The sequence below is a fragment of the Streptomyces sp. NPDC058295 genome, assembly GCF_042880655.1.
Classification (GTDB): domain Bacteria; phylum Actinomycetota; class Actinomycetes; order Streptomycetales; family Streptomycetaceae; genus Streptomyces; species Streptomyces coriariae.
In genome coordinates, this window is sequence record NZ_JBHVYO010000025.1 from 121332 (window position 1) to 135916 (window position 14585).

At 68.3% G+C, this 14585-nt stretch carries 14 protein-coding genes; 9 read left to right on the plus strand and 5 right to left on the minus strand.

Features of this window, described 5'->3' with window-relative positions; genetic code table 11:
* Position 1 precedes the first annotated feature (1 nt).
* Both ACFVYS_RS25965 and ACFVYS_RS25970 read right to left on the minus strand, forming a co-directional pair.
* Positions 2-2518 (minus strand): GH32 C-terminal domain-containing protein, encoded by a 2517-nt coding sequence (locus tag ACFVYS_RS25965; RefSeq protein WP_389505661.1) that lies wholly within the window; start codon positions 2516-2518, stop codon positions 2-4.
* A gap of 215 nt (positions 2519-2733) precedes the next feature.
* Complete coding sequence (locus tag ACFVYS_RS25970; RefSeq protein WP_389505663.1) at positions 2734-3696, minus strand: carbohydrate kinase; 963 nt, start codon at positions 3694-3696, stop codon at positions 2734-2736.
* Between the two features lie 243 nt (positions 3697-3939).
* Between ACFVYS_RS25970 and ACFVYS_RS25975 the strand changes: the two genes are divergently transcribed.
* The 4 genes from ACFVYS_RS25975 to ACFVYS_RS25990 all read left to right on the plus strand — a co-directional run bounded on the left by ACFVYS_RS25975 (position 3940) and on the right by ACFVYS_RS25990 (position 8018).
* A complete protein-coding gene (locus ACFVYS_RS25975) occupies positions 3940-4962 on the plus strand; it encodes a sugar ABC transporter substrate-binding protein (RefSeq protein ID WP_389505665.1) in 1023 nt (340 codons plus the stop codon).
* Positions 4963-5090: 128 nt separating this feature from the next.
* Complete coding sequence (locus tag ACFVYS_RS25980) at positions 5091-6086, plus strand: ABC transporter permease (RefSeq protein WP_389505667.1); 996 nt, start codon at positions 5091-5093, stop codon at positions 6084-6086.
* A complete protein-coding gene (locus tag ACFVYS_RS25985) occupies positions 6083-6916 on the plus strand; it encodes an ATP-binding cassette domain-containing protein (protein ID WP_389505669.1) in 834 nt (277 codons plus the stop codon). The genes ACFVYS_RS25980 and ACFVYS_RS25985 overlap by 4 nt, the downstream gene beginning before the upstream one ends.
* Positions 6917-6992: 76 nt before the next feature.
* Positions 6993-8018 carry a LacI family DNA-binding transcriptional regulator gene (locus tag ACFVYS_RS25990; protein WP_389505671.1) on the plus strand — a complete coding sequence of 342 codons (1026 nt, stop codon included), beginning with the start codon at positions 6993-6995 and terminating at the stop codon, positions 8016-8018.
* A 374-nt stretch (positions 8019-8392) separates the two neighbouring features.
* Here the strand turns inward: ACFVYS_RS25990 and ACFVYS_RS25995 are convergent, their stop codons facing one another.
* Positions 8393-8683, minus strand: coding sequence for an ANTAR domain-containing protein (locus ACFVYS_RS25995; protein WP_389505673.1), 291 nt, complete (start codon positions 8681-8683; stop codon positions 8393-8395).
* 197 nt (positions 8684-8880) lie between these two features.
* Here ACFVYS_RS25995 and ACFVYS_RS26000 point away from each other — a divergent pair, with 197 nt between their 5' ends.
* Positions 8881-9333, plus strand: a complete 453-nt coding sequence (locus tag ACFVYS_RS26000) for a hypothetical protein (RefSeq protein ID WP_389505675.1) — start codon at positions 8881-8883, stop codon at positions 9331-9333.
* A 388-nt stretch (positions 9334-9721) separates the two neighbouring features.
* Here ACFVYS_RS26000 and ACFVYS_RS26005 read toward each other — a convergent pair whose 3' ends face one another.
* Positions 9722-10231, minus strand: a complete 510-nt coding sequence (locus ACFVYS_RS26005) for a winged helix-turn-helix transcriptional regulator (RefSeq protein WP_389505677.1) — start codon at positions 10229-10231, stop codon at positions 9722-9724.
* A gap of 377 nt (positions 10232-10608) precedes the next feature.
* Here ACFVYS_RS26005 and ACFVYS_RS26010 point away from each other — a divergent pair, with 377 nt between their 5' ends.
* The 4 genes from ACFVYS_RS26010 to ACFVYS_RS26025 all read left to right on the plus strand — a co-directional run bounded on the left by ACFVYS_RS26010 (position 10609) and on the right by ACFVYS_RS26025 (position 13861).
* Positions 10609-11262: an alpha/beta hydrolase gene (locus ACFVYS_RS26010; protein ID WP_389505679.1), complete on the plus strand. Its 654-nt coding sequence runs from the start codon at positions 10609-10611 to the stop codon at positions 11260-11262.
* A gap of 75 nt (positions 11263-11337) precedes the next feature.
* The gene (locus tag ACFVYS_RS26015) at positions 11338-12351 is read left to right on the plus strand and encodes an NADP-dependent oxidoreductase (RefSeq protein ID WP_389505681.1); all 1014 of its coding nucleotides are present in this window, start codon (positions 11338-11340) and stop codon (positions 12349-12351) included.
* A gap of 645 nt (positions 12352-12996) precedes the next feature.
* Complete coding sequence (locus ACFVYS_RS26020) at positions 12997-13518, plus strand: HAD domain-containing protein (protein WP_389505683.1); 522 nt, start codon at positions 12997-12999, stop codon at positions 13516-13518.
* 31 nt (positions 13519-13549) lie between these two features.
* Positions 13550-13861, plus strand: coding sequence for a YceI family protein (locus ACFVYS_RS26025; protein WP_389505685.1), 312 nt, complete (start codon positions 13550-13552; stop codon positions 13859-13861).
* Here the strand turns inward: ACFVYS_RS26025 and ACFVYS_RS26030 are convergent.
* On the minus strand, positions 13836-14018 hold the full coding sequence (locus tag ACFVYS_RS26030) for a hypothetical protein (RefSeq protein WP_389505687.1): 183 nt from the start codon (positions 14016-14018) through the stop codon (positions 13836-13838). The two genes, ACFVYS_RS26025 and ACFVYS_RS26030, sit on opposite strands and share 26 nt — an antisense overlap.
* Between the last annotated feature and the right edge of the window lie 567 nt (positions 14019-14585).

Below are 14585 nucleotides of genomic sequence, written 5' to 3' on the forward strand. Positions count from 1 at the left end.
GTCAGTGGGCGGAGTTGAGGTGCCAGATCCGGGCCTGGTCCAGCTCTACGGAGCCGTTCTCGGCGAAGATCTCCACCTCCTGGCTGGCGGGGTCGGGAAAGATCTGGTCGGTGATCACTGCGTCTCCCTTGCCGCCGAAGACCTCGACGGACGACCAGTCGACGAGGATCCGCAGCTTCACCTTGCCGTTCTCGGCCTTCAGCGGTGCGGTCTGGACGGTGGGGAAGGTGCTGTTGAAGTCCACGGCGCCGGAGCGGGTGCGGTCGACGTACAGCTGCTTGGTGGTGGTGTCGTAGCCGATGACCGTCTCTTCTCCCGCGGCGCCGGCGCGCACCTTCAGGCCGAACCGGTCGGCGTCCTTGAGGGAGAAGGTCGCATCGATGTCGAGTGTCCTGCCCCTGGCCGCAGGGCTGGTCAAGGGCCGGGAGGTGTTCGTGACGGTGAGCCCGTTCACGGACGCCGGAGGGCTTTGGCGCAGGGACGTCAGGCTGTCCACCGGCTTGCTGGTCAGCCGGATCCGGCCGTCGATGGTACGCAGGGCCATCTCCCGGGGGACGCTCTGTGCGCCGCGCCAGGGCGCGGTGGGGGTGGCGCCGGCGTAGTCCCAGTTGTTCATCCAGCCGATCATGTACCGCTTGCCGCCTGGTGCGTTCTCCCAGGAGACGGCGGCGTAGTAGTCCTTGCCGTAGTCGGCCCAGTCGGCGCGCTGCACGGTGGACTGTGCGGGAACGTCGGCTGCCGTGAAGTGGTCGGCGAGGATGTGGCCCCAGTTGCCGGTCTTCGTGTCGGCGATCTGGAGGCGGGCGGTCCTGCCGGCGTAGCGGCGCATGTCGAAGGACGCCCAGTCCATGGTTTCGCTGTCTGACCCGGTGGCGCTGCGGACGACCTGGCCGCCGACGATCAGGTTGACGGACGCCTCCGCCGGCGGGGCCGGGGTGTCGGCGAGAGTGATGTGGTCGACGTTGATGTGGCCCCAGCCGCCGGTGTTGCCGTCGACGATCTTCATCTGGGCCTTGCGGCCGGCGAGGTCACGGACGTCGAAGGAGGCGGAGCCGAGCGCCTCGGCGTCCCGGCCGGTGGCGCTGCGGACCACCTGGCCGTCGACGACGAGTTCGACGGCGGTGGGGTCGGCGGAGTCGGCGGGGTGGTCACCGCCGCCGACGAGGAAGTTGATGTAGCGCTTGTCGATGGTGAATTCGGGCGAGGTGAGCATTCCGGTGGCGGAGTCGCCGTTGAGGAAGGTGTTGACCAGGCCTTGGCCCAGCCAGCCGGAGACCTCCTGCTGTCCCGGGAGGGTTCCGGTGGCCGGTGCGGTGCCGAAGGCGTCGCCGGTGGCCGTCCAGTTGCCGTAACCGCCGTCCTCGAAGTCGGCGAGCACCGTGCCCTGGGGGTGGGGGTGGCGTCCGCCGCCGACCTTGAAGTTCAGGTAGGGGCTGTCGACCGTGAAGGGGGGCGAGGTCAGGGTGCCGGTGGTGTCATCGCCTCCATGGAAGCTGTTGGCCAGGCTGTTTCCTTCGAAGCCGCTGACAGGGTTCTGCCCGTTCAGGGTGCCGGCTGCCGGTCCCTGGCCGAACGCGGTGCCGGTCGTCGTCCAGGCGCCGAAGTCGGGGCTTTCGAAGTCCTGCACGATGCGGCCGGCGGGCGGGGTGTAGGCGCCGTCGCCGTCGGCGGTGAACTTCCTGCCGTCGAAGTCGCCGATGAAGTACTGGGCTGCCGAACCTCCGGCGATGCCGCCGGGGTTGATGTTGACGACCAGTACCCACTTGATGTTGCCGGCATCACCGTCGACCGCGAGGGGGAACAGGTCGGGGCACTCCCACACGCCGCCCGTCGCGCCGGCCGGGCCGAAGTCGCTGAGGAACTGCCAGTCCTTGAGGTTCTTCGACGAATAGAACCGGACCTTGTGCTCGGTCGACAACGACACCGTCATCAGCCAGCTCTTGGTCGCCTCGTGCCACTGGACCTTGGGATCGCGGAACTCCGTGGAACCGATGTCGATGACGGGATTTCCCCGGTACTTGGTCCAGGTGCGGCCGCGGTCCGTGCTGTAGGCGAGGGACTGGGCCTGCTTGCCGCCGTTCTTGAGGTGGCTGGTGTAGATCGCGACCATGGGCGGGTTCTTCTTCGTGCCAAACCCGGTGCTGTTGGTCCAGTCGATCACGGCGCTGCCGGAGAACACCATCTCCTTGTCGTCGTGTGACAGGGCGAGGGGCAGTTCTTTCCAGTGCACGAGGTCCGTGGTCACCGCGTGTCCCCAGGACATGTTGCCCCAGGAGTTGCCGTCGGGGTTGTACTGGTAGAAGAGGTGGTACTCGCCCTGGTAGTACACGAGGCCGTTGGGGTCGTTCATCCAGTTCTTCTCCGGGGTGAAGTGGAACTGGGGCCGGTAGGTCTCGGAGTAGGGCAGGTTGTCGGAGGCTGCGGCCTGCGGGGCGACAGGGGCGGCGGACAGCGCGCAGACGGTCGCCACCGCGGCGAGCAACTTCACGCGTGCGTGCCGAGATGCGGCAGAGGTCATGTGCGGTCTCCTGTGCTGAAGCCGTCGACGAGCCGGGGCCTTCTGCCGACGGACGGAGCCAAGATCGGTCCCTGCCGAATGCCGTCGTCCACGGCGTCGGCAGGATGTCATCGATGACTTGTGTCATCGATGACATCGAGTGGCGATGATGTGGGCACTCCGGCCGACGCGTCAACAGTTCGGACGCACATTCCCAGGAGTCGTCTGTCGGTGCGTCAGGTGCCGACGGCCGTCGCGGGCGCTGCCAGCTGGTTTTGCCACGGCGGATTCGGTCCGGCGACCGAGCAGGTCAGGGCAGCGACTTGGGTGGCGAACCGGCAGGCGTCGGTGACATCGGAGAGACGCAGGCCGGTGAGCCGGCCGCCGAGGAGCCCGCGGGTGCCGAGATGGTGCAGCAAACCGGCGGTGAAGGAGTCTCCCGCGCCGACGGTGTCGACGACCCGCGTCGCCACCGCGGACATCCGCGCCCGCTCGCCGTCGAGCGAGACCAGGGCACCGCGGGCTCCCTGGGTGATCACGACCAACCGGGCACCCGCGGCGTGCCAGATGTCGCACGCCTGCTCGGGCGGCGTGTCCGGCAGGAGAAGACCCAGGTCGTCCTCGCTCAACCGCAGCACGTCCGCGAGGGCGCACCAGTGTGCCAGCCGGGCACGGTAGACCTCGGGGCGCACCAGCAGCGGCCGGACGTTGGGGTCGATGCTGACGGTGGCCAGGGGGGCGGCCGCCGCCAGGAACTCCTCCACCGCAGCTGCGCCGGGCTCGCGCACCAGGGCCAGCGATCCGGTGTGAACGCATGAGGTTGCGGACAGGTCGACCCCGGCCAGTTCCGCCGTACTCCACTGCCAGTCAGCCGTGTTCTGTGCATGGAAGGAGAACGCCGCCTGGCCCTCGCTGTCCAGCTCCGCCACGGCGAGTGTGCTGGGCTCAGTGGCAGCGACCGCATGCGACAGGTCTACCCCGGACGCCTCCAGGTGAGCCCGGAACAGGCGGCCGAACACGTCCCCGGACAGCCGCGTGAGGAAGCGGGCCGGGGTGCCCAGCCGAGCCAGCGCCACGGCCGTGTTGGCAGGGCCGCCGCCCGGCAGCACGCGTAGGGCGAGTTCACTCGCGCTGCCTGCCGGTTCGACGAAGGCGTCCGCGACGCACTCTCCCAGGACGGTGATCTGGCGTGGACTCATTGGCCGCTCTCCTCTACGAAAAAGGGCGAAATCAGGTGAAGCGCGATGCGGCTGCGGCCGGACTTCGGACCGCCGTCGGCGGACGTTGCCGATTTGTGACGGCTACAAGGCATTGACGTTGCCGGGATGCGGAGTCCATCATCCTCGCCATGCAGTGTCAACGATGACATAAGTCAACGATGACAATCTGGTCGGCCAACCCACAGCCCGGCCTCCCCGCTCGCGATCCCGCAGGAGTCGTTCATGTCCCGCACCACTCGCCCGACCGCCTCCCTTCTCAGAGCCGCAGCGTTCACAGGCATCGCAGCCCTCGCCCTGACAGCCTGCGGATCGGGCTCCGGATCCGGTTCCACGAGCTCCGGCTCGGGCAGTGCGAAGGTCGGCCTGATCACCAAGACCGACACCAACCCGTTCTTCGTGAAGATGAAGGAGGGCGCGCAGAAGGCCGCCAAGGAAGAAGGCGTCGAACTGTCGACCGCCGCCGGCAAGTTCGACGGTGACAACGCCGGTCAGGTCACCGCCGTCGAGAACATGGTCGCCGCCGGCGTCAAGGGCATCCTGATCACCCCGAACGACTCCAAGGCGATCGTGCCCGCGATCCAGAAGGCCCGTGCCAAGGGCGTCCTGGTCATCGCTCTGGACACGCCGACCGAGCCACAGAGCGCGGCCGACGCCCTCTTCGCCACCGACAACGTCAAGGCCGGCGAGCTGATCGGTGAGTATGCCAAGGCCGCGATGAAGGGGAAGACCGCGAAGATAGCCACCCTCGACCTCGCGCCCGGCGTCTCCGTCGGCGTCCAGCGGCACGACGGTTTCCTGAAGGGCTTCGGCATCGACGACAAGAACCCTGCCGTCGTCTGTTCCCAGGACACCGGCGGCGACCAGGCCAAGGGACAGACGGCCATGGAGAACTGCCTGCAGAAGGAGCCGGGCATCAACGTCGTCTACACGATCAACGAGCCGGCCGCCCTGGGCGCCTACACCGCGCTGAAGGCGAAGGGCATGGAGAAGGACGTTCTGGTCGTTTCCGTCGACGGAGGCTGCACCGGCACCCAGGCGGTGAAGGACGGGAAGATCGCCGCCACGTCCCAGCAGTACCCGCTGAAGATGGCCGCCGAGGGCGTCAAGGCCGTCGTGGCGTACGCCAAGAGCGGTAAGAAGGCGTCCGGTTACACCGACACCGGCGTCACTTTGATCACCGACAAGGCGCAGGCGGGCGTCACGTCCAAGGACACCGTCTTCGGTCTGGAGAACTGCTGGGGCTGAGCCGCCCCGCCAGACCCGACGGCACCACCTGTTCTCTGGCGGCCAACCGGCCCGGCCCCGGCACGGCCTGGAATGGCCGCCCCTCTTGTCCTCCGACCAGGACTTCTGTCTTCCGACAAGGACTTCGCATGACAGCCACGACCGCGCCGTACGCCGATCTGAAAGCTCCGACCCCGGCCCGCAGACTGCTCACGGCCCCGACCACCGGTCCGCTGGCCGCACTCCTTCTGGCCTGCGTCTTCTTCTCCTTCTCCACCGATCAGTTCCTCACGGGCGGGAACTTCTCGCTCATCGTGCAACAGGTCATGGTCGTCGGCACCCTCGCCATCGGACAGACCCTGATCATCCTCACGGCGGGTATCGACCTCTCGTGCGGCGCCGTAATGGCCTTCGGCAGCATCGTGATCGCCAAGATGGCTGCCGAGGGCTCCCTGCCCCCGCTCGCCGCCATCGCCCTGGGCCTGGTCGTCTGCGGCGGATTCGGGCTGCTCAACGGGCTTCTGGTGCAGAAGATCCCGCTGCCGCCGTTCATCGTCACCCTCGGCATGCTCAACGTGGCGTTCGCGCTGACCCACATCTACTCCGAAGAACAGACCGTCACCAACCTGCCCGGCACGCTGACCGCTCTTGGGCAGACCTTCCCGCTCGGCAACACCGACATCACCTATGGCTCCCTGGTCACCATCGCCCTGTTCCTCGTCTTCGCCTACGCACTGAGCAACACCGGCTGGGGCCGGCACCTCTACGCCCTGGGCAACAGCCAGGAAGCGGCACGGCTCAACGGCATCCGGACCTCCCGCCTGACCATCGGCATCTACACCGTGGCCGGACTCCTCTACGGCGCCGCCGCTCTGCTGCTCATCTCACGCACCGGAGTCGGCGACCCCCAGGCCGGCCAGACCGACAACCTCGACAGCATCACCGCCGTGGTCCTCGGCGGCACCAGCCTCTTCGGCGGTCGCGGATCGGTCCTGGGCACCTTCATCGGCGTCCTCATCGTCGGCGTGTTCCGCAACGGCCTGCAACTGATGGGCGTTGCCTCCATCTACCAGACCCTGATCACCGGAGTCCTGGTCATCCTCGCGGTGACCGTCGACCAGATCTCCCGGAGGAAGGCCCGATGACCACCAACTCACCTACCCCCGTCCTGCAGGCCCGCGGTCTGGTCAAGCGCTACGGCCAGGTCACCGCGATCGACGGCGCCGACTTCGAGCTGCTGCCCGGCGAGGTGCTCGCCGTCATAGGCGACAACGGCGCAGGCAAGACCAGCCTGATCAAGGCGCTCACCGGTGCGCTGGTGCCGGACGCGGGCGAGATACGTCTGAACGGCGAGCCCGTCCATTTCTCCGGCCCGCAAAGCGCACGCGCCCACGGTATCGAGACGGTCTACCAGGACCTGGCCGTGGCCGCCTCCATGGACATCGCCTCCAACATGTTCCTCGGCCGCGAATTGCGCCGCCCCGGCGTCCTCGGCAGCGTCTTTCGCATGCTCGACAAAAAGCGCATGCGTCAGGAGGCCGCCGAGCACATGGCCGACCTGAAGATCGGCCTGCGCTCGCTCGCCCAGCCCGTCGAAACCCTCTCCGGCGGCCAGCGGCAGGCCGTGGCCGTCGCCCGCTCGGTCGCCTGGGCCCGCAGCGTCGTCGTCATGGACGAACCCACCGCCGCCCTCGGCGTCAAGGAGTCCGGCCAGGTCCTCGAACTCATCCGCCGCGTCCGTGACAAGGGCATGCCGGTCGTCCTGATCAGCCACAACATGCCGCACGTCTTCGAGATCGCCGACCGGATCCACGTCCACCGGCTGGGCCGGCGCGCTGCCGTGATCAGGCCCTCGGACTACTCCATGGCCGAAGTCGTCGCCATCATGACCGGGGCGCTCACCGTCGACGCGGCCGGAGATACTGTCGTAGCGGATTCCGAAGCCGCGAAGGCCGCAGGCGTCCAGGCCAGTTGACGCAGCACTGACAACACTCACAGGTTCCGGCCGAGGCCGCGGCCGGAATCGACGAGTACAGGAGACCGTTTCCCCTATGGCAGCGAACCGTCGCCCCACCCTGGCAGACGTCGCACAAGAAGTAGGAGTCAGCGCCAAGACTGTCTCCCGCGTCCTCAACGGGGACGGGCCCGTTTCGCCCCAGACCAGAGAACAGATTCTCGCCGCCGTAGCCAAACTCAACTTCCAGCCGAACCTCATGGCACGCAACATCCGCGTCGGCGGACCCGATACCACCGTCGGACTGGTCATCCCCGACCTCGGCAACCCGTTCTTCGGAGCCGTAGCCGGCAGCATCGAGGACACCGTCCGCGACCGCGGGCTGACCCTGCTCATGGGCTCCTCCGCGGACGACCCCCACCGCGAGCGCGAACTGACAGAGAAGTTCCTCGCCCGCCGCGTCAGCATTCTGATGCTCGTGCCGTCCGTCGGCGCCGACCACTCCCACCTCAAGCCACACCGCGCCGGCGGTCTGCCGGTCGTCTTCATCGACCGGCCCGGAATGAGCCTGGCCGCCGACAGCGTCGTCAGCTCCAACCGTGCAGGTGCCCACGACGGCGTCAGCCACCTGATCGCCCACGGCCACCGACGTATCGGCTTCATCGGCGACCTGCCCCCCAACCTCTACACCCGTCGCGAACGCCTGAAGGGATACCGGTCGGCCCTCGAGGAGGCCGGCCTCACCTACGACCGCTCGCTGGTCGCCAATGCCCACAGCCAGAACACCGCCGCGTCCGCGACCTCCCAACTGCTCGACCAGGCAAACCCCCCCACGGCCCTGTTCGCCGGCAACAACATGGTCGCCCTGGGCATCATCACCGAGCTTTCCCGCAGCAAACGCAAGGACATCGCTTTCGTCGCCTTCGACGATGTCCCGCTCGCCGAAGTACTCGAACCCGCCCTGACCGTCGTCGCCCAGAACCCCGAGGAAATCGGCAGAGCAGCAGCGGTTGCCGCCCTGGCCCGCCTGGACGGCGACCGCTCCCGCGCCCGCACCATCACCGTCCCCACCCGACTGATCATCCGAGGCTCAGGCGAACGCTCCGCCACGATCAGGCGGTGAGGCTGCGCCAGGCGCACGAGCACCGCCCGCCGGGATTTCCGCAGACGCGCTCTGCGTCGGGCCCTGGCTGACGAGCGCGGTCGGGACCATCCTGCCGCAGACAGCGTGATCAATAGGACCAGCCGGTCGTGAAACTGGTGGACGGTTCCAGCCGTGCCGGTGCGACACCTGCGCCGGCCGGTGCGCTGTAATGGGTCGGGCCGTGAACGGCCCGGCAAGGCCGGCTTCCCCCGTGCGGGTCCTTGCCCGCGGGGCCGGCAGGTGCACCCACCCTGTGGCCTGCCGGCCCCGTTCCCCCAGAACGCCCGTTTCCTCGCGTTCCACCGCTCGCTGACACCCCTCTGGTGCTGGCGCAGCGATGACACGCGGACTGCTCAGGCCGTGCCCGTGTCTTCCGCTCTCACCCGCTGGGCGACGTCGCACAGTTTGATGTTGTGGTACTCGCAGATGCGGCGCAGCACGTGGAAGGCATCGTCCTCGCTGAGCTGATGGCGTTCCCTGAGGATGCCGATGGCCCGCCTGGAGCAGGAGAACGCACAGCTGCGCCGCGTGGTCGGCTCCCACGCGGTGGCGGTCAGGGCGGGGCGTCCTGTCGGCGGCCGCGGACCGTCTCCGGCTTGGTCAGGGGCGTTGATCTGCCAAAAGAGGGCCGCAGGGTTCGGCATGGGCGTGGTGCCGGCGGGTGGAAGCGCTGTGGGAGAGGGCGAAACACTTGGTCGCGCTCGGTCGGCTGCCCGAAGCGGCACAGACACCTGATCATCCGGCACCCCAACGTCGGCTCCACCGTCTGACGGGCCTGCGCCCATCACCAGGACGGCAACCGTGAATTGTGAAGACTGCCAGACCCGGGCAATGACGTGAGGTGCAGGACAGCGCCACGATGTCCTGCGTGCCCCAGGCCGCTGCTGCTCCTTTCCGAAGGGCCGTTTCCGTGCTCGCGTCCGTTGCCACCGGGTGGCTACTGCTGATGGCCGCAACAGCCTCCGTGATCCACTTCTCCGCCATGGCGTTGTGGATTCCCGTGCGGAAATTCCAGGTGTCGTACCCCTTCGTCATGGGCGGATGTGGTGCGGCCGCGGCCGCCTGCGGCCAGGCGCAGAGCTTCTCCCTGGCTTCCATGCTGACCATGTACACGTTCGCCCTCATCGGCCTTACGATCGGGCTCCTCCCGAGTCGCAAGCTGTTCACGACGTTGGCCCACGACATGGCCGACGGCGTGCCCCATGAGACGTACGACTACCCGCGCTGGTATGCCGTGTTCTGCGTGGCGTCCGTGGTCGTTGTGTTGTTGTCCGGATTCGCACTCACCCGGTGAGGGACAGGACCGAGGGACAGGCCCCGCCCGACCTTGCCCCTGGCGCCGCTGGAACCTCGGCGATCGAGCGGCCGCGCAGGCTGCGGACCGTCGTGTCCTTGCCCGCTCGTCAGCCCGTGCGATCAGGTTCGGCGCGCTCCAGCGCGGTTTGGTGCCTTATGCCGGGGGCGTCGGGAACGACGTCCGGGCGGCCGGTGGCCGCATCGAACTCCACCGCCCGGCCGCCGGGCGGCCGCGCCGATGTCCGTGGTCGGTACGGAGGTGACCAGCAGCGCGTGACGCAGCGGCCCGCGCTGGGACAGAGTGCGCCGTCCGGCCGCCTACCGGGGACTTTCGCCGTGCATAGCCCTCGGGACGAGTCCGGCCCGCACCGTCGGCGCATGGGAACTCACTGTGCAGGTTTCATGCGGAACCCGGGGCCGGGGATGCTTTCGACGTCGTCGGCCTGGACGGGGTGGCCTTCTGAGCAGCGGATCTGGGTGTGGACGTGGGCTCCGCATCCGCGGTGTCGTGTCAGCATGGCCGGTCCTTCCGGGTCTGCGCGGTAGCGGTCGCCCCACTGCAGGAGCCCCATCACGGCGGGAACCAGGTCCATGCCCTTGGGTGTGATCACGTACTTGGGTCGGCTGCGCGAGCCGGGTTCCTTATAGGTCTCGGTGACCAGGATCCCTTCATCCACGAGCATGCGAAGCCGGGTGGCGAGGAGGTTGCGGGGACAGCCCAGGACGCGTTCGAAGTCACTGAAGCGGGACGAGCCGTACCAGACCTCGCGCAGGATCAGGAGCGTCCACTTCTCGCCCACGACCTCCAGGGTCCGGGCGATCGAGCAGTTCGACGTGTCCCGGTTGAGTCGGGGGTCCGAGCCGGTGTCTGCCAGTGCTTCGCTCAACGCATCCATGTAGTGATACTAACCGCACCTGAGTTTACGTTCCTATACTCAGGGCGTAGCGTCATCACCAGCACACCAAGCTCGCCCCGTACCGAACACGGGCGCGCCCCCCTCGCAAGGAGCGCCACCATGGCAGTCAGCCAGCAGGCACACGAATTCGCGGAGTTCCTCGCCGGCGTCAGTGCGAAGTCGTCCACGCCGGGTCTCGACCTGGCCGTCATTCGCGACATCGTCGACTCCAACCACAAGGCGTCCACGGAGCCGGAAGGCGTCTCCTACGCCGAGGTCGACGCAGGCGGCGTACCCGCCCTGTGGGCCATCCCCGAGCCCGCCGACCCCGACAAGGCGCTGCTGCACTTCCACTTCGGCGGCTCGGCACCGCCTCGATGCACTCCGACCGTAAGGCCGCCGGCCACATCGCCAAGGCAGCCGGAGTCCGCTCCCTCGTCGTCGACTTCCGCCTGGCACCCGAGCACCCGTACCCCGCACAGCTCGACGACGCCGAGACCGCCTACCGCTGGCTGCTCTCCCAGGGCTACGAGCCACGCAAGATCGGCAGCACCGGCCACTCCATCGGCGGCACCCTCGCCGGCATGCTGCCGCTCCGCCTCCTCGCCAAGGGCGAGGCCACCCCCGGCGCGATCGTCAGCGTCTCGCCGTGGACCGACCTGACCATCCAGAACCCGTCGGTCGACGAGAACGAGCTCAACGACAAGATGCTCAGCAGGGCCACGCTCGAACTCTTCCGGGCCGCCTGGCTGCAGGAACCCGGCGTCGACTTCGCCGACCCCCGCATCAGCATCGCCAACGCCGACCTCACCGGCCTGCCGCCCACCACCGTCCACTACGGCGAGTTCGAGACCCTCGCCGACGACGGCGCCGACCTCGGCCGCCGACTGGTGGACTTCAAGGTCACCTCCGAAGTCCACGCCATGGCTGAAGGGCAGCACTCCTTCATCCTGGGCGCGGGGCGGGTGCCCGAGGTGGACCAGGCGATCCAGCAGATGGGTCAGTGGCTCCGTCGGCACCTCGGCACCTGAACGCAACAGCTGCCCCAGCAAACGCACCCACAGTGAAGAGGCCCCCGAAGATGATCACGCAGAAAGCTGGCTGACATGAAGGCATACGTCGTCGAGAAGTACGGCAAGGACGGCGCACGCGCCGCAGAGGTACCCGAGCCCACCGTCGGGGACCGTGACGTGCTGGTCAGAGTGAGCGCGACCAGTATCAACCCGCTGGACAAGATGGTCCGCAACGGGGAGTTCAAGCAGCTCCTGAAGTACAAGGCTCCGTTCGTGCTCGGCCACGACGTGGCCGGGGTCGTGACGCGGGTCGGCTCCGCCGTACGCGGCTTCGAGGTCGGCGACGAGGTCTATGCCCGTCCGCGCGACCTGCGGATCGGAGGCTTTGCGGAATCCATCGCGATCGATCAGGACGACGTCGCGCCCAAACCGGCCTCGCTCACCCTCCAGGAGGCGGCTGCGGTGCCGCTGGTGGCCCTGGCCGCCTGGCAGGCTCTCGTCGAGCGTGCCGCTGTGAAGCCGGGCCAGAAGGTGCTCATCCACGCCGGTGCCGGCGGCCTCGGGTCGACGGCCGTCCAGTTGGCCAAGCACCTCGGCGCCACCGTGGCGACGACCGCCGGCACCGATTCCGAGAAGTTGGTCAGAAGCCTCGGCGCCGACGTCGTCGTCGACTACACCAAGGAGGACTTCTCGAAGGTGCTGTCCGGCTACGACCTGGTGCTGGACTCCGTGGGTGGGGCGAACCTGGAGAGGTCATTGACCGTGCTGAAGCCCGGCGGCCTGGCCATCAGTGTCGTCGGTCCGCCGGACGCCGGGTTCGCCAAGCAGCTCGGCGCCCCCTCGTTCATGGGCCTGATCATGAACACCCTCAGCCGCAAGGTCCGCAAGCAGGCCAAGTCGCTGGGCATCCGGTACCAGTTCCTCTTCATGCAGGCCAACGGCTCACAGCTGCGCAAGCTCGCCGCTCTCTACGACAGCGGGAAGCTCCGCCCGGTCATTGATCGGACCTTCCCTTTCGACCAGACGCTTGAGGCGATGGCGTACGTCGAGCAGGGCCGCACCAAGGCCGGCAAGGTCGTGGTGTCCATGGTGCCCGACAACGACTGAGAGCGCGTCGGCTGGGCCGCGGCGACGGCACGCACGGGGTCGAAGGGCAGGACATCGTCGCGCAGTTCGCCGAGGGCGACAGCATGCAGCAGGTGCACAACTGTCGCCCGATCGGGCGTCGTGGGCGTGTCCGCGAGCACCGCCGGGGGAGCCACCACATGAGCGCTCGCCGGCCACCGGGTGCCCTGGTGGTAGACATTCCCCGCTCAGGGCCGATACGGCCGCACCGCGTGCCATGGGATCGGCGCTGGACAACGCGGCCAGCTGGCCGGGGACGTCCTCCGCCTGACCGTAGGCGTGGTGGAGGCAGGCCCAGTCGGGCCAGGAGGAGCTGCTCACAGGTCCGGACCCTACGCCTCTCGGTGGACTGGCTGGCCAGGACGCCCGCGCCTCCGGCTGTCGGCGGCCTGAAGCTTCATCACCTGCTGAACGAGGATCGAAGCCACGTCGATCAGCTCCGTCCTCCAGGTGGCCTTCCGCCCATGACGCGTTCGCAATGCCCGGGCCTCGCACGGGAGCGGTCGGCCCTCGTGATGCCCCTGGCCAGGGGGTTGTATCAGGCGGCTGGTGGGGCGGCGGTCGGTTGCAGCAGGGACTCGGTTATTGAGGCGGGCACCAGTGGAGACCTGCCGCTATCGTGCTCCCGTGAGTGGCTCCGCGCAGCGTTCCCTGCTGTTTCTCGATGTGGATGGGCCACTGATCCCATTCGGCGGGGTGTCCCAGTCGTATCCGACCTATACGACGGGCGCCGAACCCCTTGGTGCCGACGTGAATCCGCTCCTGACCAGGATCAACCCCGAGCACGGGCCTCGGCTGGCGGCGCTTCCGTGCGAGGTGGTCTGGGCCACGACATGGATGGCTGACGCGAACGAGTGCATCGCCCCTCGTATCGGTCTGCCTCGATTGGCGGTGGTGGTCTGGCCGGACCCGTCCGACATCGACGTCCAGGACGAGCGGAACGGACTGCACTGGAAGACCCGCACGCTTGTCGAGTGGGCTGCGGGGCGCTCGTTCGCCTGGGTCGACGACGAGGTATCCGACACCGATCGGGCCTGGGTTGCCGCCCACCACCAGGGGCACGCCCTGCTCCATCGTGTCGATCCTCGCCATGGACTGACGGACAGCGACTATGCGGCTCTCGACTCGTGGCTGCGACAGCTGGTCTGATACTCGGCTGGAGAACCTGAAGAGGCCGTGAGTGAGCAGGACCGGAAGGCCTCCTCGACTTCTTCGACGCCGAGAACCACCCGAGATCACCTTCGCGGCCCGCAGCGCCGAACTCCGCGCGGACGAGACGGTCCAGGTCAGCGGACAGCTCCCCATCCGGGGCATCAGCAGGCCACTGTCCCTCACCGCCCATCTGGTCGGCGTCGACGCCGACGCGCTCACCCTGGACGCCGTTTTCGCCGTGGACCGCGCACAGTTCGGCATGGACTGGAACCTGCTGGGCATGATCCGCGGCCACGCCATGATCACCGCCACCCTCAGGTCCGTGCGAACGGCAACCTGAACAGTCCCGGCGCGGTCTCGGTCAGGATTCCGCGCTCGACGAGCCGCTTGAGTTTCAGGCGGGTGTTGTTGATGTTGTTGGGCGCGATCTCCAGGTCCATCGCCTCGCACACCTGCCGCGCCCGCAGTGGGGCGTCCGCCGTGGCAAAGACCGCCATGATCTGCTGGTAGGCCGGATGGTCCGGCAGTTGCGGGGGCCGGCCACGCGGGCGGCTGCGGATCGGGCAGCTCCAGCAGCGTCTTGCGGGCGATCCGGACCTTCTCGGGGGTCCGGCCGAGTTCGTCCAGCCGCGCGGTCAGCTCTGCGATCTGCCCCCGTCGTCTCGGCCTGCGCGGCGATCTTCCCTTCCCGCTCCTCCAGCCGCGCCAGCACCGCCCCGAGGGCCAACCGCCCGTTGGTCATGCCTTGCGCCATCCCGGTTCCACCTCGAGCGGCCTTGCTGTCGTGAGTTGCCGAAGCCGGCCGCGTCCTGACCTGCTTCCGGGCTCCCGCCCGCGTCCGGTCGGCACCCGCCCACCGCCCGCGCAGACCGGACCGACCGCACCAGCGGCGCCCGCCGGACCAGGTACCCGGCGGGCGCGCTGCCGTCGTGTGCCGCCGACTGCGTCTGCTGTCTGTCTGTCTGTTATTTCACCGGTTGGGGTTCCGGTTCGTTCTCGGTCTGCGCCTCGCCCGCGGGGGGTTCGTCGTCGACCGGGGTCTTGACCGACTCCAGCAGCAGCTG

Coding starts and splice junctions, on each gene's coding strand:
- ACFVYS_RS25965 (WP_389505661.1), bottom strand. CDS start 2,518: ATGACCTCTGCCGCATCTCGGCACGCACGCGTGAAGTTGCTCGCCGCG.
- ACFVYS_RS25970 (WP_389505663.1), bottom strand. CDS start 3,696: ATGAGTCCACGCCAGATCACCGTCCTGGGAGAGTGCGTCGCGGACGCC.
- ACFVYS_RS25975 (WP_389505665.1), top strand. CDS start 3,940: ATGTCCCGCACCACTCGCCCGACCGCCTCCCTTCTCAGAGCCGCAGCG.
- ACFVYS_RS25980 (WP_389505667.1), top strand. CDS start 5,091: ATGACAGCCACGACCGCGCCGTACGCCGATCTGAAAGCTCCGACCCCG.
- ACFVYS_RS25985 (WP_389505669.1), top strand. CDS start 6,083: ATGACCACCAACTCACCTACCCCCGTCCTGCAGGCCCGCGGTCTGGTC.
- ACFVYS_RS25990 (WP_389505671.1), top strand. CDS start 6,993: ATGGCAGCGAACCGTCGCCCCACCCTGGCAGACGTCGCACAAGAAGTA.
- ACFVYS_RS25995 (WP_389505673.1), bottom strand. CDS start 8,683: ATGCCGAACCCTGCGGCCCTCTTTTGGCAGATCAACGCCCCTGACCAA.
- ACFVYS_RS26005 (WP_389505677.1), bottom strand. CDS start 10,231: ATGGATGCGTTGAGCGAAGCACTGGCAGACACCGGCTCGGACCCCCGA.
- ACFVYS_RS26010 (WP_389505679.1), top strand. CDS start 10,609: ATGCACTCCGACCGTAAGGCCGCCGGCCACATCGCCAAGGCAGCCGGA.
- ACFVYS_RS26015 (WP_389505681.1), top strand. CDS start 11,338: ATGAAGGCATACGTCGTCGAGAAGTACGGCAAGGACGGCGCACGCGCC.
- ACFVYS_RS26030 (WP_389505687.1), bottom strand. CDS start 14,018: ATGGCGGTCTTTGCCACGGCGGACGCCCCACTGCGGGCGCGGCAGGTG.